The following is a 19,653-nucleotide window of genomic DNA, read 5'->3' as shown; positions in this document are numbered from 1 at the left end:
TTACTCCGTGCGGATGCGCGGATCGACCAGCCCGTAGGCTATATCGACCAGAAGGTTGATGCCGACGATCATCAGCGACAGCACGGTGATGACGGCCTGAAGCACGGGATAGTCGCGCGCGCCCACCGCATCGAAGGCGAGCGTGCCGAGACCCGGCCAGTTGAAGACGCGCTCGATGACGACGATGCCGCCGAGAAGTCCGCCGAATTGCAGGCCGAAGTAGGTAATCAGCGGAATGGCGCAGTTACGCAGCGCATGCTTGTAAAGCACCTTGTTTTCGCTGAGGCCCTTGGCGCGCGCCACCATGACATATTGCGAGCGCAGCGTATCGAGCATGGCCGTGCGCACCAGGCGGACATTGGTTGCCGTCAGGATAACGCCCATGGTGACCGATGGCATGATGTAGCTTGCCAAGCCGCCCATGCCGCTTGGCGGCAGCCAGCCGAGCGTGATGGAGAAAAGCAGCACCAGCATGGTGGCCAGCCAGAAATTGGGGAAGGACAGGCCGACGAGCGAGAAGATACGGATTACCTGATCGGCCGTCTTGCCGCGCGAGGTCGCGGCCTTGATGCCGAGCGGAATGGAAAGCGCAATCGACAACGCCATGGAGATGAAGGCGAGAAGCAGCGTGGCGGGCAGGGCATCGGCGATGAGCCGCGATACCGGCGTGCTGCCGGTGAAGCTGCGGCCGAAATCGAGCGTAACCAGGCCTTTCAGGAAGCTGAAATATTGCACGAAGAACGGCCGGTCGGTTCCAAGCGCCGCACGAATGCGCGCCAGATCGTCTTCCGTCATGCTGCCGCCGCCCTGGAACATGGTGACAGCCGGATCGCCCGTCAGGCGGATGGCGAAGGAAACGAGAAGGGTGATGGCGATGACGACGAAAATCGCCTGCAGCAATCGCTTGATGAGGAATCCGGCCACGTTTTTTACCTTGAAGAGAGACCCGACCTTGCCCGCGGGATGGCGGGCAAGGCGTTGTTAGGGAGGATAAGCCCGATTATTCGACGGTGACGTCGGTCAGCTTCAGGCGGTTATCCGGCGGTGCCACGAAACCCTTGACCCGCTTGTTGATGCCGTAAATGGCATTGGTGTTGTAAAGCGGAATTTCCAGCGCGCGCTCGGCGGCATAGGCGCCGACTTGCTTGAGGATTTTTTCGCGCTCGGCTCGGTCGGTCAGCGGGCGCTGCGATTCCAGCAGTTTGTCCAGCTTCTCGTCCTTGTCGTAAGGATTCCACTTTTCACCCGAGTGGTACATGGAATAGGCCGTGTTGTCGTAATCGAAGGTCCAGCCGCCCCATTTCTGCTGGAACATCGCGCCGGTCTTGCCCTGCGGGATGATGTCGTTCAGGAGCACGTTGGTCTCATAGGGCTTGATGGTGGCGGTGATGCCGACCATGGACAGATAGCTGGAGATGACCTGCGCGACTTCGTTCATCGTCGCATCGTTGCCTCTGATATCGATCTGCAGTGCCGCACCCGGCTTGACGCCGGCTTCCGCGAGCAGCTTCTTTGCGCCTTCCGGATCGTAAGGCAGCGGCTTCAGGTCGGCGTCGTAACCGAAGGACAGCGCGCTCTGGAAGCTGGCGATTTCCGAGGCCTGACCGGCAAGGATCGACTTGACGATCGTGCCGCGATCAACGGCCATGATGATGGCCTTGCGCACCTTGGGATCAGCGGTGATGCCGTCACGGGTGTTGAAACGCAGCGCATCCACAGTCGGGCCTGGAACGCTGACGATCTCCAGCTTGGAATCGCCTTCGATGACCGGGATCATGCCGATCGGGATGGTGGGCGGAATGACGAGATCGACGCGGCCGGCCTGCAATTCGGCAACCGCGGTCGCCGGCTCGGCGATGAAGCGGAATTCCAGTTCGGAGAGCTTTGGTGCGCCGCCCCAGTAATCCGGGTTGGCTTCCAGCTTGATGTTGGTCTTCGGCGCATAGGAGACGAATTTGAACGCGCCGGTGCCGACCGGGTTGAGGTTGAAGTTGTCCTCGCCCTTTTCCTGAATGTATTTCGGCGGCACGATCATGCCGCCATAACCGGCAAGCTTGGTCAGAAGCACCGGATCGGGGGCCTTCAGCTTCATGTCCACCGTGTAGTCGTCGATGACGTCGACGCTTTCGATGGCGACATAGTTGGAGCGCTGCGGGCCCTTGGCACCCTGTTCGCCGAGAAGGCGCTCGAAGGTGAACTTGACGGCGGCGGCGTTGAAGGGCTCGCCATTATGGAACTTGACGTTCTGGCGCAGCTTGAAGCGGATGCGCTTGCCTTCATCCAGCTCTTCCCAGGATTCGGCAAGGCCGGGCACGAGTTTCAGGTCCGGACCGCGATAGGTCAGGCCATCGAAGATGTTGGTGGCTACAGCTGCCCATTGCACCAGGAAGGTGTCGATCGGATCCCAGCTGCCGGGGTCCTGCGGGCTGGAAATGGTCATTTTGCCGGCGGCGAAAGCCGGCGCTGCGGTGAAGGCCGTGCCGGCCAGCGCAAGCGCGACGAACGTTGCCGTCATCCCCTTATTGATTTTTGTCATCTACCTGTTCCTCTTCAGATGGTTACGGTTTTGGTTATTGTTCAGGCGCTCTTCGCGATGAAGTGGCCTGGATTGATTTCCTCATGGGCGAGAATGGCGGGCTCATCGCCGACGCGGCGCACGGGATTGGGAATTTCGCCCTCGATCATGGCGATGCGGCGCTCGATCAGGGGATCGGCAACCGGCACTGCGGAAAGCAGCCGGCGCGTATAATCATGCGTCGGCGTTTCGAAGACCTGCTGGCGGCTGCCCATTTCCATGATCTGGCCGAGATAAAGCACCGCGACGCGGTGGCTCATCTTTTCCACCACCGCCATGTCATGGCTGATGAACAGGTAAGCAAGACCACGTTCCGCCTGCAGATCCATGAACAGATTGATGATCTGCGCCTGGATGGAAACGTCGAGCGCCGACAACGCTTCATCGGCGATGATGAGCTTCGGATCGGAGGCGAGCGCGCGGGCGATGCAGACGCGTTGCCGCTGGCCGCCCGAAAACTCGTGCGGATACCGCGATGCATGTTCCGAACTCAAACCCACCCGTTCCAGCAGCTCATCCACCCGGCGGCGCACCGCCTTGGCATCGTTGATCAGGCCGTGGGTATTGATCGGTTCGGCGATCGAGAAGCCGACCGTCTTGCGCGGATCGAGCGAGGCGAAGGGATCCTGGAAGATATATTGCACTTCCTGCCGCATGCGGAAACGTTCCGCTGCCGACATCTCAGAATAGCTGCGGCCGTTGAAGGATATTTCGCCCGACACCGCCGATTGCAGCTGCTGGATGGTGCGGCCGATGGTGGATTTTCCCGAACCGGATTCACCGACCAGCGCCAGCGTCTCCCCGGCGTGGATGTCGAAGCTGACCTTCTGCACAGCGCTGCAACGGTGCGTCGCCTTGCCGAACAGGTTCTTGCGAATATCGAAGCGAACGAACAGGTCGCGAACCGAAAGCAGCGGCTTCTCGTCGTATTTCGCGGTGTTCTGCACGCGTTCCTCGCCCACCACGACCGGCTGGCCATCCTGCAGGACGGTGAGCGGCAGGCGCTTGGGAAACTCTTCGCCGGTCATGCTGCCGAGACGCGGAACGGCGGAAAGCAGCGCCCGCGTATAGGGATGCTGCGGATTGGCGAAGATGTCCTTGACCGGGCCTTCCTCAACCTTCCTGCCCTTCCACATGACGACGACGTCATCGGCCATTTCCGCCACCACGCCCATGTCATGGGTGATGAAGACCATGCCCATGCCGAGCTTCTTTTGCAGGTCGCGCATGATGTTGAGGATCTGCGCCTGAATGGTGACATCCAGTGCCGTCGTCGGTTCGTCGGCGATCAGCAGCTTCGGCCGACAGGCAAGCGCCATGGCGATCATCACGCGCTGGCGCATGCCGCCGGAAAGCTGATGCGGATAACGGTGCAAGAGCTCGGCCGCATCCGGCAACCGCACCATGTCGAGCAACTTTTTTGCCTCGGCCATGGCCGCCGCCTTACCCATTTTCTCGTGCAGGACAAGCACTTCGCAGATCTGGTCACCGATGGTGAAGACCGGGTTCAGCGACGTCATCGGCTCCTGGAAGATCATGGCGATCTCCTTGCCGCGGATCGACCGCATTTCCTTCTGCGATGCCTTCAGCAGATCCTTGCCTTCGAACATGATGCGACCGGCGGGGTAAGTCGCGCCCATCATATCCGCAAGACGCATGGTTGAGAGCGAAGTGACCGATTTGCCCGATCCGGATTCGCCGACGATTGCCACCGTCCTGCCGGCTTCCACGGCAAAGGAAATATCGTCCACGACGCGGCTGTCGCCGAACTCAACGCTCAGGTTTTCAACCGAGAGGAGGGCGTTGCGGTTTGCGGCAGTCATATCAGCGTCTCCGGCTTGGCGTGCGGGGCAATGCCGGCGCGGCCATCTGAAATAGTGAGGGGGCAAGGGCGTGGGGCAGGCGCGCGGGATGAAACGCTGTGCCGGAGGATGGGAGTGTCAAAAGAAAGCGCATGGCGTTTCAGGCGCGATGTAGATTGGCTGCTGCCGGTCGATACGGGAATTGCGACCTGGTCGAAGTGCTACGGGCGACCTCACCGGTGCCGGTAAAATGCCTGATGCCAGTCTCAGAATCGATGATGCGCATAAACTTGTATTCCCCACCCTTGTTTTACAAAAAAAGCTAACAAAACCGGACAATCATGTCCAGAGTGTTGAACAATTTTTGTATACTGCTCTACAAATACGCAAGTGCATTTATTTTGGGCGCGGGTGTGCCGACGGCCCGGACCCCGATTAAGGGATGGTTTTAGTCTGTATTGAGGATGTATCGATTTCAGTGGTTGCGGGTGCCGCTGCCCGTGGTACAGGCCGGATGAAGACTATTGAAAAAGGATACCGGGTATGACGAATAGAACGGGTGCGGTGAGGCTATCCGGCTTCCTGCGTTGCGCATCGGTGCGGGATGTCCAATTTGTAGAAAGCCATCTACCCGATCACATTCGCCTGACCAGAGCGGAGCCGGGCTGTATTTCCTTTGAGGTATCGCAGACCGAAGACCCCCTGATCTGGAGGGTGGAAGAGCTTTTTGTGGACCGCGCCGCTTTCGATTTTCATCAGCAGCGCACGCGCGCATCCGAGTGGTTTGTTGCCACCTCCGCCATTCCACGGGACTATGAGATAGTGACGCTGGCGTAAATAAAGACAGGCCGCAGCGGCATTCCTGCCGGCTGCGGCCTGTTTGGATTTTTGGAGCACCAGTGGACTGGTGTGTGCGCCTATTCCTTCGGCATGCCGATCGGTGGCGCAAGACGCCGCTGCGCAGCGATGCGGAAGGGGGCGTTCATCGCGCCATACCCGCCGTAGGCACCGCGCCTTTCGACGATTTCGAAGAAGAACCCTTCGCCGAAGGTGCGGCTGTAAATCTGGAAATATTCGCCGTTGTCGTCCCGGTCGTAGAGGATGCTTGCTTCCCGGAGTGCGTCGGAGAATTCCGGTTCCAGCCCGAAGCGGGCCTCCAGATCGTCATAATAATTGCGCGAGATCGGCAGGGCGTGAAAGCCGCGCGCATGCAGAGCCTTGGCGGTGGCGAAGATATCGTCCGTGGCGAAGGCGATGTGCTGGATGCTGGTGCCGAAACCTTCCGCCAGAAATTTGCCGGCAAAGGTCTTTCGGTTGTCGGCGCCGTTCATGGTCAGGCGGAAACGCGGGGAGGGCACGCTTTCTATGGCCTGGCTGCGCACCAGACCGCCGGGATCGACCACATCCACCATCGGCGTGCGGCGCGTTGAAAACAGCGATGTGTAGAACAGAAGCCAGGTCAGCATTTCATCGTAATGCGTTGTTTGCGCAAGATGGTCGATGCGGGTCAGTCCGGTATTGCCTGCCGGTGCCGTCGCATCTACCGGTGCGAATTCATTGTCCCAGATGGAGGCGAGCGCCGTGGACCCGTCGAGGAAATAGATGACGCCATTGCCCACGCCCTGAATGGCTGGAACCGCGACTTCGCCGGATTTGCGCGGTTCTGCGAATGTCGGCGCGCCCAGCGCTGCCGCACGCGCAAGCGCTGCCTGCGCATCATCGACCTTCAGGCCGAAAGCATAGGCATTGGTGCCGTGGATGGAGTAGGATGCACCGGCGAAACTCTCACCGGTTCCGCCGGTATTGATGACGATGCGAATGTCGCCCTGCGTATAGAGATCGACATCGCGATTGCGGTGCCTCGCGGTTTTATCAAAACCGAGTGTGGCGAGCAGCGCTTCCAGATTGGCCTTTTCCTCCGGTGCCGTTGTGAACTCGACATACTCCACGCCTTCCGTCTGCACCCGCTCAGGCATGGCGGGCGCCTCGATGCGGATGTCGGGCTCCAGACGGCGCACCTGATCCATGAGGTTGATGAGCGAACGATGGCCGTCCTCAGCCAGCAGACGCGCCGAGCCACCGCGGAACTGGTCGTTGAAGATTTCGAGCGACAGCGGGCCGCTATAACCGGTTGCCGCGACAGCGCGCATGAAATCCACCACCGGCAGATCGCCTTCGCCGGGCATGTTGCGGAAATGGCGGCTCCAGTACAACAGGTCCATGTCAATCAGCGGTGCGTCGGCCAATTGCACGATGAAAATCTTGTCGCCGGGAATGGAGCGGATGGAGTTGGGATCGATCTTGCGCGACAGCGTGTGGAAGCTGTCGAGGATGATACCGACATTTGGGTGATCGGCGCGGCGCACCACTTCCCACGCATCGCGATGATCGCTGATGTGCCGGCCCCAGGCCAGCGCCTCGTAACCCACGCGCACACCATGCCTGGCCGCAAGCTCGCCAAGCTCGTGGAAATCGGCGGCGGCGCGGTCTATGCCGCCCAGCGACACCGGCGAGACATTCGAGCAGATCAGCATCAGATCGGTGCCGAGTTCGCCCATGATGTCGAATTTACGCCCTGCGCGCTCGAAGGCGCGGGCGCGGTGCGGTTCCGGCATGCCTTCGAAATCGCGGAACGGCTGGAAAAGCGTGATATCCAGCCCATGATCCGCCGCAAGGGCCTTAACCTCGCGCGGCGAGGCGTCGTAGGTCAGGAAATCGTTCTCGAAAATCTCCACACCGGTGAAGCCAGCCTTGGCAATGGCCGCCAGTTTCTCCGGGAATTCGCCGCTGATGGAGACGGTGGCGATGGAAGTGCGCATTGGCACGCCCTGTTTGCCTGTGTCATAGCTCGCCATATTGCGTTCCTTTTCAGCGTTATGTACTAATTGGTTAATAATAAGGGTGCGGCGGCAAGCCGTATACCCTGCTGATGGATGGATCATGACAAAAAGCGCAACTTCGAACGGCACCAGCGAAACCCGGCAGGCGAAGCGCGATCCGGAAGGCGTGCGCCGAGACATTCTTTCCGTTGCGATGGAGGAGTTTTCGCAGAACGGCCTGTCGGGGGCGCGCATCGACGAGATCGCCGCCCGCACGCGCACGTCCAAGCGGATGATCTATTATTATTTTGCCGACAAGGAAGGGCTTTACCAGCGCGTTCTTGAGGAAGCCTATGCCAAGGTGCGTGACGGCGAGAGCGATCTGGAGCTGGACGGTCTGGAGCCGGTTGCGGCGCTCGAAAAGCTCTGTCGGTTCACCTTCAATCACCATCGCCGCAACCCGGCTTTCATCCGCATGGTGATGATCGAGAACATTCATCACGGCCGGCACATGCAATCGTCCGAAACGATCCGCCAGCTCAACCGGCCGGCCATCGATGCCCTGGAAAGCGTGCTTCTGCGCGGCCAGAAGAGCGGCATTTTCCGCAATGGCATCAATGCGCTGGAACTGCACTGGCAGATCAGCGCGCTGTCCTTTTTCAACGTCTCGAACGTCGCAACCTTCTCGTTCATCTTCGGCGACGGGCTGTTTACCGAGAAGGGTCAGCAAACATTGTCGCAGCACGTCAGCGACATGGTGTTGCGATATGTGCTGAGCCCGGACCATATCACGACGATCGGGAAAGACGGCCGATGAGGTGGCTGAGCGCCACCCCGTAACCTTCGATGCCGAGACCGGCGATCACGCCTTCGGCGCGCGTCGAGACATAGGAGTGGTGGCGGAATATCTCCCGTTTGTGGATGTTGGAAATGTGAACCTCGATCACCGGTGCCTCGAAGGTATTGAGTGCATCGAGGATCGCCACCGAGGTATGGGTAAAGGCACCGGGATTGATGACGATGCCTGCCGATGTGCCGCGCGCCGCATGGATCCAGTCGATCAGCTCGTATTCCCGGTTGCTCTGGGCAAAGAATATCTCGTGGCCCGCCGCCTCGGCAATCGCGCGGCAATTGGCCTCCACATCGGCCATCGTCTCGTAGCCGTAGATTTCCGGCTGGCGTTGGCCGAGCAGGTTGAGGTTCGGTCCGTTAAGTATGGTGAAAAGGCTCACGCCACACCCTCTTTCGTGCAAATTTCGGTGAAATGTGCGGTCATGCGCTCGGCGTCAGGTTCACGGCCGCAGAACAACCGAAACGCGCCGACAGCCTGAAACACCGTCATGCCACCACCGGGCAGGGTGCGACAGCCTTTTTGGGCCGCCGTCGCCAGAAGCTCGGTCACCAGCGGCATATAAACGATATCGGCCACCCAGTGCCGTTGTTCAAGGAGGTCGGCCTTGACCGGCATGCCGGGATGGGCGGGCATGCCCATCGGTGTGGCGTGGATCAACCCATCCGCGAAGGGCAGGGAATCTGCCGGGTCTTTCACGGCAAAGGCGTGGCCTTCGCCAAAACGGGCGTTGAGTTCGGCAGCCAGATGCTCTGTGCGGCTGAAATCGCGGTCGCAGATATCGAGATGGGTAATGCCGAGTTTCAGCGCCGCATGGGCCACCGCAACGCCTGCACCACCAGCACCGACCAGCAGCGCCCGGTCGCGTTTCGCATCCGGCAGGCCGCGCATGAAGCTTTCGTAAAATCCGTACCAGTCCGTATTGTGCCCGATGCGACGTCCGTCCTTGAAGACGACGGTGTTGACCGCGCCGAGCATGCGGGCATCATCAGACAATTCATGCAGGTGCGGCAGGACCGCCTGCTTGAAGGGATGGGTAATGTTGGTGCCGGCAAAGCCGTGCGATTCCAGCTCGTTGAGCAGATCGGGAAGCGCGCTTTCCGGCAGCTTGCGCGCCACGACATCGACAAGCTCATAGGAATAGTCGAGGCCGTGGGCAGCCCCTTCGCGCATGTGCAGCGCGGGAGATTTGGAAAGCTGGATGTCGGCGCCAATCAGGCCGACCTTGAAGGATTTGGTGTCTGTCATGATCAGGTCATCGCTCATCGAACGTGGTGGGAGAGGCGGGGGGCATCCCCGCCTGCCTGTCGGCTTCGGGTGAGCCTTAGTGATGGGCGAGAATTTCGCCGAGGAACGTGCGGGTACGCTGGTGCTTGGGATCGCGGAAGAACTCGTCCGGCGGGCCTTCCTCGATGATTTCGCCTTCCGACATGAAGACCACACGGTCGGCAACCTGCCGGGCAAAGCCCATTTCATGGGTCACGCAGATCATCGTCATGCCGTCGCGGGCAAGGCCGATCATCGTGTCGAGCACTTCCTTGACCATTTCCGGATCAAGCGCCGAAGTCGGCTCATCGAACAGCATGGCTTTCGGCTCCATGCAGAGCGCACGGGCAATCGCTGCGCGCTGCTGCTGGCCGCCGGAAAGCTGAGCCGGATATTTATCGGCCTGATTGAGAATGCGCACGCGCTCCAGATATTTGCGCGCGGTCGCTTCCGCATCGGCTTTCGACAGGCCCTTCACCCGCATGGGCGCCAGGGTGCAGTTTTCCATGATGGTCTTGTGCGGGAAGAGATTGAAGCTCTGGAACACCATGCCCACTTCACGGCGAACCGCATCGATGGCGCGGGTCGAATCCGAAAGCGTGGTCCCCTCGACCGTGATCTTGCCCTCCTGGATTTCTTCCAGATGGTTGATGCAGCGGATAAGGGTGGATTTTCCCGAACCGGACGGGCCGCAAAGAACGATTTTTTCGCCTTTGCGAACCGTCATGTTGACGCCTTTCAGCGCATGGAAGGCTCCATACCACTTTCCAACCCCTTCAAGGGCGATCAGCGGAGCCTGTGCGGCGGAGGATTGCGACATGGAACTTTCCTTCATGCTGGGAAGCAGTTAGTTGACGGTGTAGGGAATGTCAGAAAGCGTGGCCGGAAACTCCGGAACCGGGCGCTTCATCCATTTGGCATAGACTTTTGCGAGCTCGCCATTGGCCTTGGCTTTGTCGAGCCAAGTGTTGAGGGCCTCGTTCCAGTCCTTTTCACCGGGGCGCGTGGCGGCGCTGTTGTAGAGGGTCACGAGGTCGAACTTCACCTCGTAATCCTTGCCGCCAGCCGCTGCGAGACGGTCACCATAAAACTGGTTGCCGCCGATTGCCTCGATCTGGCCCGACAGGATCGCCTGAATGGTGGCGGCGTCATCGTCGAAACGCAGAATTTTTGCCTTGGTGCCGGCACCTGCGGTCAAAGCCGTGTCCATCGGACTGGATTTCGGTGCGCCGACGGTCATTCCCGTGAGATCGTCGAAGTTGGCTATCTTCTTGTCCTTGGTGGCATAGACCGACATGACGTTATGCGCGTAAGGCTGCGCATATTGTACGTTTTTCGCGCGTTCCGGCGTCATCCCCATCGACGCGAACAGGGCATCGACCTTTCCGGTGCGAAGCGACGGGATGCGGTTGGCGACTGCAAGTGGTACGAACTCCACTTTCAGTCCAAGATAGTCCGCAAACCCGCGGGCCAAATCCGCATCATAACCTTCCTGGACACCAGAGGAATTTATGAAGCCCCAGGGCGCGTTGTCGCCCTGAATGCCGATGATGATCTTGCCGCTGGACTTTGCTTCTTCAAGTGTTCTGGCTTCTGCGCCTGCGGGTGTCAGGATTGGCAGCAAAGCTGCTGCCAATCCGACGGCGATGGCTGTTCGCCAACGCGTCTGTTTGTTAAAGATTCCCATTGGTTACTCCTCCCAATCCAACCTCTTCCGGTCTTCACTTCACGGTGAAAGGAATATCCGGCAGGCTTTCCGGGAAAGCGGGAACTTCGCGCTTCATCCACTTGTCGTAGATCTTGGCAAGCTGGCCATCCGACTTGATCTTGTCGAGGAAGGCGTTGACGGTCTCGTTCCAGTCCTTTTCACCCGGACGGGTGCCGGCGCCGTTGTAAAGCGTCGTCAGGTCGAACTTCGGCTCGTATTTGCCGTTGGCAGCCTGATTGAGGCGGTCGCCATAAAACTGGTTGCCACCGACAACCTCGACCTGGCCGGAAATCAGCGCCTGAATGTTGGCGGCATCATCGTCAAAGCGCAGGATCTTGGCCTTGGAGCCTGCACCAGCCGTGATCGCCGTGTCCATGGCGCTGGACTTCGGAACGCCGACGGAGACGCCGGTCAGATCGTCATAGTTGCCGATCTTTTTGTCCTTGGGGCCGTAGACGGAAAGCACGTTACCGGCATAGGGCTTGGAATACTGGATGGTCTTGGCGCGCTCGGCGGTCATGCCCATGGTTGCAAACAGCAGGTCGACCTTGCCCGTCAGAAGGGCCGGAATGCGGTTTGCCACTGCAAGCGGTACGAATTCCACCTTGACGCCGAGATATTCGGCAAACGCCTTGCCGATATCGGCATCGAGGCCGTCCTGAACGCCGCTCGAATTGACGAAGCCCCAGGGCGAATTGTCGCCCTGAATGCCGATTACGACCTTGCCCTTGGCCTTGGCCTCATCCACCGTGCCGGCGAAGGCGTCGACCGGTGCGATAAAGGGCAGGGCAACCGTTGCTGCGGCGAGCGCGAGCAGGGTGCGACGTGAGAATTTACCGTTGGATTTCATCTTTTGCTCCTCCTTACAAAGCTTGATGACATGTTGATGGGTATTAGCGGGAAGCGGCTTGCATCCGCTTTTCTACACTGGCGCCCCACAGGGAAAGCGGCCAGCAGATCAGGAAATACATGATGCCGACGATGGCAAAGACCGTCAGCGGACGGAACGTCTGGTTGGAGACGATCTGGCCGGCGCGGGACAGTTCGACGAAGCCGACAATGGCGGCAAGCGACGTGCCCTTGATGAGCTGCACCAGAAAACCGATGGTTGCGGGCAGCGAAATCTTGAAGGCCTGCGGCAGAACCACGTCCTTCATTCGCGACACGTAGTGCAGGCCAAGCGCGTTGGCGGCCTCGGTCTGACCTTTCGGCACAGCCTGGATGCCACCGCGCCAGATTTCACCCAGAAAGGCGCTGGCATGCAGGGTGAATGCGATGGCGACCGCAACCCAGGCATCCACATTCAGGCCCGCAAGCGCCACGCCGTAATAAACGACGAAAAGCTGCATCAGGAGCGGTGTGCCCTGGAAAATCGCGATGAAGCCGGTGCTGGCGCGCTGGATCGCCGGGGTTTCGGCAACGCGGCCAAGCGCGACGCAAAGACCGAAAATGCCGCCGCCGATGAAGCCGATCAGTGTCAGCGCAAGGGTCCATTTCAGGCCCTGCAACAGGAAGAACAATTCGTTGGAACCGATGGATGCCATTGTCTTTTCCTCACTTGACCGGATAGCTGAACGATGTGCGGGAGATGAGGGAAAATATCCCCATCATCAGCGAGGAAATGACCAGATAAAGCAGCGTGATCGAGAAATAGACTTCAAAGGAGCGGAAGGTGTCCGCTTCGATCTGCTGAGCCACCGAGGTCAGCTCGTAAGCCGCAATCGAGGTACAGACCGAAGTGGTCAGCGTCAGCATGATGAACTGGCTGGTGAGTGACGGATAGACCGCGCGAAGCGCCGGCTTCAGAATGATGTGCCGGAAGATCTGCGCCCGGTGCAGGCCGAGCGCCAATCCCGCCTCAACCTGGCCTTTGGGAATGGAATCGACGCCACCGCGAATGATTTCAATGGCATAGGCGCCGCCGTTCAACGCAAGCGCAATGATGGCCGTGACCGTTGGGTTAAGCTTGATGCCGATTTGCGGCAGGGCGAAGAAGATGAAGAATATCTGCACCAGAAACGGCGTGTTGCGAATGGCTTCCACGAACCCGATGACCAGACCGCGCAGCAGCTTGAAGCGCGAACGACGGGCGACGACGCCGAGAACCCCGATGACGGTGGCGAGCGACATGCCGGCGATTGCAAGACCTATCGTTGCAAGACAGGCCAGAAGCAGCTCGGGCAGGCGGTCTATGACCGCCGAAAAATCGAGACTGTAAGACATATTTCCTCCCAACCCGTTCGGGTCCGAACAGACGTTTCGCCTTGTTCGCATCGCTTTGGAAACCCTGTGGCTCCAAAGCCCTCCGTTTGTTTTTACCGTGCCGGGGAAGCTCCACACTTCTCTGCCAGCATAGCGTTAACCTGAATGTTTGTACCAGTTAGTTCAATTTTGTGTCAAGCGCCAACTCCGGTTAGAAACGGCTTAAAAATCACTTTTTCTTCATTCATCTTGTTCAAGAAAGTCGTTTTTTATCAACGACTAATGTGATTGATCGCAAGCGTTTTCATCGCACGCCCGCGCCATTCCCATCTCGCTGGCAAAGCGCCCGAAGGCCGCTCAGTCTTCGCGAAAACCTGCCATTCCTTCTTTAGTCTTCGCTTGCTCCCAGCCGGTCGATCTGCCCCGCGAGGCGCTCGGCGATCAGGAGTGAGGACCCCGTTGCCGTCACCATTTGCGGCAGCGACAGCCATTCGAGCATCCAGCCCGCGCCCGAACGTTCCTGTTCGTGAACGAGAGACTGGTGCAATGCCGAAATCTGCACGGCGTTGAAGCGTGCCAGCGTCACCAGCGTTTCCGCGTTGACCGGGTTCTGCTTGTGCGGCATCGCCGACGAACCACCCCCGCCGCTCATGCGAATTTCCGCGCCGACTTCGGCCAGAAGCGCGATATCCTGCCCGAACTTGCCAAGCGTGCCGGTGATGAGCGACAGCAGATTGGCAAGCTCGGCGATACCGTCGCGCTGGCTGTGCCACTGCGGCCTGTCAGAAAGGCCGAGACGGTTTGCGAGATCGGCGCGGACAGTGCCGGCATTGTCGCCGAGCTTTTCCAGCGTGCCGGCCGCGCCGCCGAACTGGACGGCAAAACCGTGCTGCAAAAACGTGTCGATCCGAACCAGATGCCGTTCCAGCGGATCGATCCAGCTTGCCACCCTGTCGCCGACGTTGATGGCGATGGCGGCCTGCATGCGGGTATATCCCGTCAGCGGGTTGCTGCCATCGCGGGCCGCAATATCACCCAGCGTATCGATGAGGCGGCCGAGCCGTGCCGCGATGATTTCCGCTGCCGCCTTCAGCCGCAGCATCAGGCTGGTATCGATGACATCCTGGCTGGTGGCGCCGAAATGCAGCTTTTCCGCCGCAGTACCGGCAACCGCCGCCCGCATCTGCCGGACAAGTTCCGGCACCACAACGCCGTCCTTGGCGACGCCATGGCGAAGCGCGGTGGTATCGGCGGCAAAATCGGAAAGGCGGGAGACGATCGCATCCGCCGCATCCGCTTCAATGACGCCCGCCCCGGCTTGCGCCTGCGCCAGCGCCGTCTCGAAACGGATCATGGCATCGATATCCGCTCTGGCCGAAAACAGTTCAACGATTTCGCTGTCGCCAAAAAGGCCGGAGAGAAACGGATGTTCGAAGGGGGAAAGGCTCATCTCAGGTTCCGCTTTAAATTACTTGCACATATCGTCGTCGCAAAACCGCTACACACTTTGGCGCGATATGCTTCAGATATCGAAAAACACGGTTTCGCCCTCGCCCTGAAGGCGGATATCGAAACGATAGATGTTTCCTTCCTCCTTTTTGGCGACAAGCGTGGCGATGCGGCTTTTCTGCTCGACGCGGGCAAGGACCGGATCGGCGGCATTGGCCTCGTGCTCCTCGGGAAAATACATGCGGGTCTGCAGGCCAATATTGATACCGCGCGCCACGATCCAGAAAGTGATGTGCGGCGCCATCCACCGGCCGTCGCGGAAGGGCACCTTGCCGGGCTTGATGGTGTCGAAGATGAATTCGCCGGTATCCATGTCGCCGGGCGAGCGCCCCCAGCCGGTGAAATTCGGATCCGCCTTGCCGCGCGTTTCGCTGGGGCTGTTGTAGTAACCGTCCGTATCCGCCTGCCAGATTTCGATCAGGGCGTCCTTCAGCGGCATGCCAGCGCCGTCGTAGACCGTGCCACGCACGCTTACGCGTTCGCCGCGAGCCTTGTCGTTATAGAGCGCGCCGGAGCCGAGGTCCTTTTCAAACACGCCCTCGATGCCAACGAAATTGGGGGTGCAGCCGATATGGACATATGGACCTGCCGTCTGCGACGCTGATTCCTTGAGATAACCGAGCGGCTGGACCATGATCAGTTGCCTTCCTTGCGATTTTCGAAAAACGTGGAGCGGCGGCCGCGAAGCACGATGTCGAACTTGTATGCCAGCATGTCCATGGGAATGTTTGAATTCATATCCAACGGCGCGATCAGCCGCTTGATCGCATCCTCGTCCGGGATGGTTTTGACGATCGGACATTTCCAGATCAGCGGATCGCCTTCGAAATACATTTGGGTTATCAGCCGCTGGGCAAAACCGTGGCCGAAGACCGAGAAGTGGATATGTGCAGGCCGCCAGTCGTTGACGCCGTTCGGCCAGGGGTAAGCGCCAGGCTGGATGGTCTTGAACCAGTAATAACCGTTCTCATCCGTGATCGTGCGGCCGACGCCGCCAAAATTCGGATCGATGGCGGCGAGATAGGTTTCCTTCTTGTGGCGATACCGCCCGCCGGCATTGGCCTGCCAGAATTCCACGAGCGCACCGTCCACGCCGCGGCCGCGCTCGTCCAGCACCCGGCCGTGGACCAGAATGCGCGGGCCAATCGGCATTTCGCCAGGGCGGGCATAATTGAGGATCAGGTCGTTATCCAGCTCGTTCAGCAGGCTGTGGCCGAAAACCGGCCCGGTGATCTCGCTTTTGGTGCCTTCCAGCGAAATCAGGGCGCGCTGCGGAGAACGCAGGATAGAGGTCTTGTACCAGGGAGCATAGGCCAGCGGATGAATGTCGCGGTCGCGTGCGAAGAACGGCCCGGTTTCGGGCTTTGTATTACTCATTTCGTCTCCTCCTCGTCGCGAGAACTATCGGCTTTCATGCCGGTCAGAGCAAGCTTGGCGGTCTTGAAAGCGTGGTTGGCGGCGGGAACGCCGGCATAGATTGCGACGTGCAGCAGCGCTTCGCGAATATCCGCTTCGGTGGCGCCGGTATTGGCGGTGGCGCGCACGTGCATGGCAAGTTCCTCGTCCTGACCGAGTGCGGCAAGCAAGGCGATGGTGACCATCGAGCGCTCGCGCTTCGTCCAGTGGTTACCGGACCACACCGTGCCCCAGGCCGCTTCGGTGATGAGCTGCTGAAACGGCTGGTCGAACCCCGTCGTCACCGTCTGCGCGCGGTCGACATGCGCGTCACCGAGCACGGCGCGGCGCGTTTTCATGCCCTGCTCAAATCTCTCGTTCTTGTCGATATTGTCCGCCATCTGTCAGTGCTCCGGCAAGGTCTTCAGAAAATCACCGACCGCCTGCGCATAGGCGAGCGGTTGTTCAACGCATGGAATGTGGCCGCAGCGTGCAATGGTGGCGAGACGACTTGCGGGAATTAGGTCCGCCAGCGATTGCACCAGTGCTGGCGGTGTCGAGCCGTCCTCATCGCCCGCCACGCAGAGCGTCGGAACAGCGATGCAGCCCGCTTCGTGCGTGAAATCGGCATCGCGTATGGCGGCGCAGGTGCCGCTGTAACCGGCCTCCGGCTGTTGGGAAAGCATGTTGCGCGCGCCCGCATAAGCCACATTGTCCGGCTGGCGAAAGGCTGGTGTGAACCAGCGCTCCATCACCGGATCGATCAGCGAGGCAAGGCCGTCAGCGGCGATCTTGTCAATGCGCGCGTTCCACATCTCGGCGGTGCCGATCCTGTGGGCGGTATTGCTGAGCACAAGGGCACGCACGAGATCGGGACGGCGGGCATAAAGTCCCTGTGCAACCAGTCCACCGACCGACAGACCCCAGATGACCGCATTGTTGACGGAAAGATGATCGAGGATGGCAATCAGGTCGTCTGCGTGATCGTCTATCGAATAGGCAGGGCGGCCGATATCGGACAGGCCATGGCCACGTTTGTCGTGCAGGACGAAAGCATAGTCGTCGCCAAGTTCGGCAATCACCGCATCCCAGATACGGAAATCGGTGCCAAGCGAATTGATAAAGGCGATGACCGGCTTCCCGCTTTCCAGTTCGTGCGCACGATAATGGATCGCGTTTTCGCCACAGCGCAGAAAATGCATGATGTACGTCCTCCTGTTGACGATATTGCAAGCACGTTCCGGTTAAGTAAAATGACATTATCGGTGAAAAATATAACCAATGGATTATATGTTCGATGGTTGAGCAGCGTATAAAGTTCCGGCATCTTCAGACCTTCGTGGAGGTGGCGCGCCAGAAAAGCGTCATTCGTGCGGCGGAAATCCTGCATGTCAGCCAGCCGGCGGTAACGAAAACCATCCGCGAACTCGAGGAGATTCTCGGCGTCTCGCTGTTCGACCGCGAGGGGCGCGGCATCCGCATCAGCCGCTATGGCGAGGTGTTCCTGCGCCATGCCGGGGCGACGATGACGGCACTTCGCCATGCGGTCGATTCCGTCTCGCAGGAGGCGGCGCGTGCCGGCCCGCCGGTTCGCGTCGGTGCCTTGCCGACGGTTTCGGTGAGGATCATGCCGAAAGCCATGGCTGGGTTTCTTTCGGAAAAAACCGGCAGCCCGGTCAAGATCGTCACCGGTGACAATGCCGTTCTTCTGGAGCAGTTGCGCGTCGGTGATCTGGATCTCGTCGTCGGGCGGCTGGCTGCGCCGGAAAAGATGGCGGGCTTTTCCTTCGAGCATCTCTATTCCGAAAAGGTGCGGTTCGTCGTGCACGCCGGCCATCCGCTGCTGTCGCCGGGCATTTCGGTTTTCGATCACCTGCACGAGTTCCCGGTATTGATCCCCACTCGCCAGTCGGTGATCGGTCCCATCGTCGAGCAGTTCCTGATCGCCAATGGGGTGCCGGCCTTGCCAATCCGCATCGAAACGGTATCGGATGCGTTTGGCCGCGCGTTCCTGCGCACCAGTGATGCCGTCTGGATCATTTCGGAAGGGGTGGTCGCAGGCGATGTGGCGGATGGAACTCTGGCGATCCTGCCGGTCGATACCGGCGATACCAGCGGCCCGGTCGGCTTGACGGTGCGGGCCGATACGCAGCCCTCACTGCCGCTGTCGCTGCTGATACAGGCCATTCGCGAAGCTGCGCGCGAACTGCTCGACCCGAAGTCTGAAACTGTTTCCTAATAGGGAAGCCCGACATAGTTTTCCGCAAGCGCCGTGGAGGCAGCGCGGGAATGCACGAGGTAATCCAGCTCCGCTTCCTGAATGCGCTGGCCAAATTCGCCGGTATCGGGAAAGCGGTGCATCATGGTTGTCATCCACCAGGAAAAGCGCACGGCCTTCCAGACGCGGGATAGCGCTTTCTGCGAATAGGAATCGATGCCCGCTTCCGTCCCTTCACGGTAAAATTCGACCAGCGCCTCGCTGAGATAATGCACGTCGCTGGCAGCAAGGTTGAGGCCCTTGGCGCCGGTCGGCGGCACGATGTGGGCGGCGTCGCCCGCCAGAAACAATCGCCCGAAGCGCATCGGTTCGCACACGAAGGACCGAAGCGGTGCGATAGATTTTTCAAATGACGGTCCGGTCACCAGGGCATCGGCGTGGTTTTCCGGCAGGCGGCGGCGGATTTCATCCCAGAAGCGCTCGTCGCTCCAGTCCTCCGGCCGGTCTTCCAGCGAACATTGCAGGTAATAGCGGCTGCGGGTGTGCGAGCGCATGGAACAGAGCGCAAAACCACGCGGATGGTTGGCATAGATGAGTTCGTGGCTGACAGGCGGCACTTCGGCCAGAATACCGAGCCAGCCGAAGGGATATATCTTCTCGAATTCCTTGATCGAGCGCTCAGGCACGGATTTGCGGCTGACGCCGTGAAACCCATCGCATCCGGCAATAAAATCACAATCGATCCGGTGGCTTACGCCGTCTTTCTCATAGGTGACATAGGGGCTGGTGCCATCGAAATCATGTGGCTCCACATTCGAGGCTTCATAGATTGTGGTAAGCCCCGCTTTTTCGCGGGCATCCATCAGGTCGTGCGTCACCTCCGTCTGACCGTAGACCATGACACGTTTGCCGCCGGTCAGATCGAAGAGGTCGATACGGTGATCGCGCCCGTCAAAGGTCAGCGAGAAACCGTCATGTGGCAGACCTTCCTTGTGCAGGCGTTTGTCGGCGCCAACCTTTTCCAGAAGGTGCACTGTGCCTTCTTCCAGCACCCCAGCGCGGACCCGACCGAGGATGTAGTCCTTGCCGGCCCGGTCGAGAATGACGGTATCGATGCCTTCATTGGCAAGCAGCTGACCGAGCAGCAGACCCGAAGGGCCGGAGCCGATGATGACGACCTTGGTGCGCATTAGTTTCCTCCCGGAATTGTCTCCTGTCAGGAAATTGACCAAAGCGTGTCACAAGCTCAATGGACTTTCTGATCCGTAAATTGCACAATTCGACCATGATGAGGGGGAGCCGGGGGTGG

General features: G+C 59.7%; 20 protein-coding genes. 3 read left to right on the top strand and 17 right to left on the bottom strand.

The window, feature by feature from the left end; translation table 11 throughout:
* From CRO62_RS05280 to CRO62_RS05270, 3 genes are all read right to left on the bottom strand, one after another.
* Entirely contained in the window at positions 1-924 is a 924-nt protein-coding gene (locus CRO62_RS05280; RefSeq protein ID WP_179784461.1) for an ABC transporter permease, read from the bottom strand.
* Between the two features lie 76 nt (positions 925-1,000).
* Positions 1,001-2,536, bottom strand: a complete 1,536-nt coding sequence (locus CRO62_RS05275; protein ID WP_097099476.1) for an ABC transporter substrate-binding protein — start codon at positions 2,534-2,536, stop codon at positions 1,001-1,003.
* A 41-nt stretch (positions 2,537-2,577) separates the two neighbouring features.
* Positions 2,578-4,398, bottom strand: coding sequence for an ABC transporter ATP-binding protein (locus CRO62_RS05270; protein ID WP_004431005.1), 1,821 nt, complete (start codon positions 4,396-4,398; stop codon positions 2,578-2,580).
* Between the two features lie 522 nt (positions 4,399-4,920).
* Between CRO62_RS05270 and CRO62_RS05260 the strand changes: the two genes are divergently transcribed.
* Positions 4,921-5,214 carry a putative quinol monooxygenase gene (locus tag CRO62_RS05260; RefSeq protein WP_179784460.1) on the top strand — a complete coding sequence of 98 codons (294 nt, stop codon included), beginning with the start codon at positions 4,921-4,923 and terminating at the stop codon, positions 5,212-5,214.
* Between the two features lie 80 nt (positions 5,215-5,294).
* On the opposite strand, the gene CRO62_RS05255 is transcribed toward CRO62_RS05260, so the two are convergent.
* Positions 5,295-7,196: a bifunctional sugar phosphate isomerase/epimerase/4-hydroxyphenylpyruvate dioxygenase family protein gene (locus tag CRO62_RS05255; protein WP_097100388.1), complete on the bottom strand. Its 1,902-nt coding sequence runs from the start codon at positions 7,194-7,196 to the stop codon at positions 5,295-5,297.
* Positions 7,197-7,317: 121 nt separating this feature from the next.
* Here CRO62_RS05255 and CRO62_RS05250 point away from each other — a divergent pair, with 121 nt between their 5' ends.
* Positions 7,318-8,013 (top strand): TetR/AcrR family transcriptional regulator, encoded by a 696-nt coding sequence (locus tag CRO62_RS05250; protein WP_097099473.1) that lies wholly within the window; start codon positions 7,318-7,320, stop codon positions 8,011-8,013.
* Here the strand turns inward: CRO62_RS05250 and aroQ are convergent.
* The 12 genes from aroQ to pcaD form a co-directional block, all read right to left on the bottom strand.
* Positions 7,985-8,428, bottom strand: coding sequence for a type II 3-dehydroquinate dehydratase (gene aroQ, locus CRO62_RS05245; RefSeq protein ID WP_097099472.1), 444 nt, complete (start codon positions 8,426-8,428; stop codon positions 7,985-7,987). The genes CRO62_RS05250 and aroQ overlap by 29 nt on opposite strands.
* Positions 8,425-9,312: a shikimate dehydrogenase gene (locus CRO62_RS05240; RefSeq protein WP_373694456.1), complete on the bottom strand. Its 888-nt coding sequence runs from the start codon at positions 9,310-9,312 to the stop codon at positions 8,425-8,427. The genes aroQ and CRO62_RS05240 overlap by 4 nt, the downstream gene beginning before the upstream one ends.
* Positions 9,313-9,370: 58 nt before the next feature.
* Positions 9,371-10,132, bottom strand: coding sequence for an amino acid ABC transporter ATP-binding protein (locus CRO62_RS05235; RefSeq protein WP_004431018.1), 762 nt, complete (start codon positions 10,130-10,132; stop codon positions 9,371-9,373).
* Between the two features lie 27 nt (positions 10,133-10,159).
* The gene (locus CRO62_RS05230) at positions 10,160-10,999 is read right to left on the bottom strand and encodes a transporter substrate-binding domain-containing protein (RefSeq protein WP_097099471.1); all 840 of its coding nucleotides are present in this window, start codon (positions 10,997-10,999) and stop codon (positions 10,160-10,162) included.
* Positions 11,000-11,033: 34 nt separating this feature from the next.
* A complete protein-coding gene (locus CRO62_RS05225) occupies positions 11,034-11,870 on the bottom strand; it encodes a transporter substrate-binding domain-containing protein (RefSeq protein ID WP_004431022.1) in 837 nt (278 codons plus the stop codon).
* A gap of 43 nt (positions 11,871-11,913) precedes the next feature.
* Complete coding sequence (locus CRO62_RS05220) at positions 11,914-12,564, bottom strand: amino acid ABC transporter permease (RefSeq protein ID WP_097099470.1); 651 nt, start codon at positions 12,562-12,564, stop codon at positions 11,914-11,916.
* A gap of 10 nt (positions 12,565-12,574) precedes the next feature.
* Positions 12,575-13,243: an amino acid ABC transporter permease gene (locus CRO62_RS05215; protein ID WP_045022345.1), complete on the bottom strand. Its 669-nt coding sequence runs from the start codon at positions 13,241-13,243 to the stop codon at positions 12,575-12,577.
* A gap of 367 nt (positions 13,244-13,610) precedes the next feature.
* A complete protein-coding gene (locus CRO62_RS05210; protein ID WP_097099469.1) occupies positions 13,611-14,672 on the bottom strand; it encodes a 3-carboxy-cis,cis-muconate cycloisomerase in 1,062 nt (353 codons plus the stop codon).
* Positions 14,673-14,744: 72 nt separating this feature from the next.
* A complete protein-coding gene (gene pcaG, locus CRO62_RS05205) occupies positions 14,745-15,365 on the bottom strand; it encodes a protocatechuate 3,4-dioxygenase subunit alpha (protein WP_097099468.1) in 621 nt (206 codons plus the stop codon).
* Positions 15,366-15,367: 2 nt separating this feature from the next.
* On the bottom strand, positions 15,368-16,108 hold the full coding sequence (pcaH, locus tag CRO62_RS05200) for a protocatechuate 3,4-dioxygenase subunit beta (protein WP_004431032.1): 741 nt from the start codon (positions 16,106-16,108) through the stop codon (positions 15,368-15,370).
* The gene (gene pcaC, locus CRO62_RS05195) at positions 16,105-16,527 is read right to left on the bottom strand and encodes a 4-carboxymuconolactone decarboxylase (protein ID WP_097099467.1); all 423 of its coding nucleotides are present in this window, start codon (positions 16,525-16,527) and stop codon (positions 16,105-16,107) included. Before pcaC ends, pcaH begins: the two co-directional genes overlap by 4 nt.
* A gap of 3 nt (positions 16,528-16,530) precedes the next feature.
* Positions 16,531-17,328: a 3-oxoadipate enol-lactonase gene (pcaD, locus tag CRO62_RS05190; protein ID WP_097099466.1), complete on the bottom strand. Its 798-nt coding sequence runs from the start codon at positions 17,326-17,328 to the stop codon at positions 16,531-16,533.
* Between the two features lie 95 nt (positions 17,329-17,423).
* On the opposite strand from pcaD, the gene pcaQ reads away from it, so the two are divergent.
* A complete protein-coding gene (pcaQ, locus tag CRO62_RS05185) occupies positions 17,424-18,365 on the top strand; it encodes a pca operon transcription factor PcaQ (protein WP_097099465.1) in 942 nt (313 codons plus the stop codon).
* Here pcaQ and pobA read toward each other — a convergent pair.
* Positions 18,362-19,534 carry a 4-hydroxybenzoate 3-monooxygenase gene (gene pobA / locus CRO62_RS05180; protein WP_097099464.1) on the bottom strand — a complete coding sequence of 391 codons (1,173 nt, stop codon included), beginning with the start codon at positions 19,532-19,534 and terminating at the stop codon, positions 18,362-18,364. The genes pcaQ and pobA overlap by 4 nt on opposite strands.
* Positions 19,535-19,653: the final 119 nt, after the last annotated feature.

The organism is Rhizobium sp. AN6A (assembly GCF_900215635.1).
GTDB lineage: Bacteria > Pseudomonadota > Alphaproteobacteria > Rhizobiales > Rhizobiaceae > Agrobacterium > Agrobacterium tumefaciens.
The sequence above is the reverse complement of the archived record's forward strand: the minus strand, read 5'-3'. Positions and strand labels throughout refer to the sequence as shown.

What these genes read in the sequence shown, in the direction of transcription:
- CRO62_RS05275 (WP_097099476.1), bottom strand. Translation starts at nt 2,536, where the DNA reads ATGACAAAAATCAATAAGGGGATGACGGCAACGTTCGTCGCGCTTGCG.
- CRO62_RS05270 (WP_004431005.1), bottom strand. Translation starts at nt 4,398, where the DNA reads ATGACTGCCGCAAACCGCAACGCCCTCCTCTCGGTTGAAAACCTGAGC.
- CRO62_RS05260 (WP_179784460.1), top strand. Translation starts at nt 4,921, where the DNA reads ATGACGAATAGAACGGGTGCGGTGAGGCTATCCGGCTTCCTGCGTTGC.
- CRO62_RS05255 (WP_097100388.1), bottom strand. Translation starts at nt 7,196, where the DNA reads ATGCGCACTTCCATCGCCACCGTCTCCATCAGCGGCGAATTCCCGGAG.
- CRO62_RS05250 (WP_097099473.1), top strand. Translation starts at nt 7,318, where the DNA reads ATGACAAAAAGCGCAACTTCGAACGGCACCAGCGAAACCCGGCAGGCG.
- CRO62_RS05240 (WP_373694456.1), bottom strand. Translation starts at nt 9,312, where the DNA reads ATGAGCGATGACCTGATCATGACAGACACCAAATCCTTCAAGGTCGGC.
- CRO62_RS05235 (WP_004431018.1), bottom strand. Translation starts at nt 10,132, where the DNA reads ATGTCGCAATCCTCCGCCGCACAGGCTCCGCTGATCGCCCTTGAAGGG.
- CRO62_RS05230 (WP_097099471.1), bottom strand. Translation starts at nt 10,999, where the DNA reads ATGGGAATCTTTAACAAACAGACGCGTTGGCGAACAGCCATCGCCGTC.
- CRO62_RS05225 (WP_004431022.1), bottom strand. Translation starts at nt 11,870, where the DNA reads ATGAAATCCAACGGTAAATTCTCACGTCGCACCCTGCTCGCGCTCGCC.
- CRO62_RS05220 (WP_097099470.1), bottom strand. Translation starts at nt 12,564, where the DNA reads ATGGCATCCATCGGTTCCAACGAATTGTTCTTCCTGTTGCAGGGCCTG.
- CRO62_RS05215 (WP_045022345.1), bottom strand. Translation starts at nt 13,243, where the DNA reads ATGTCTTACAGTCTCGATTTTTCGGCGGTCATAGACCGCCTGCCCGAG.
- CRO62_RS05210 (WP_097099469.1), bottom strand. Translation starts at nt 14,672, where the DNA reads ATGAGCCTTTCCCCCTTCGAACATCCGTTTCTCTCCGGCCTTTTTGGC.
- pcaG (WP_097099468.1), bottom strand. Translation starts at nt 15,365, where the DNA reads ATGGTCCAGCCGCTCGGTTATCTCAAGGAATCAGCGTCGCAGACGGCA.
- pcaH (WP_004431032.1), bottom strand. Translation starts at nt 16,108, where the DNA reads ATGAGTAATACAAAGCCCGAAACCGGGCCGTTCTTCGCACGCGACCGC.
- pcaC (WP_097099467.1), bottom strand. Translation starts at nt 16,527, where the DNA reads ATGGCGGACAATATCGACAAGAACGAGAGATTTGAGCAGGGCATGAAA.
- pcaD (WP_097099466.1), bottom strand. Translation starts at nt 17,328, where the DNA reads ATGCATTTTCTGCGCTGTGGCGAAAACGCGATCCATTATCGTGCGCAC.
- pcaQ (WP_097099465.1), top strand. Translation starts at nt 17,424, where the DNA reads ATGGTTGAGCAGCGTATAAAGTTCCGGCATCTTCAGACCTTCGTGGAG.
- pobA (WP_097099464.1), bottom strand. Translation starts at nt 19,534, where the DNA reads ATGCGCACCAAGGTCGTCATCATCGGCTCCGGCCCTTCGGGTCTGCTG.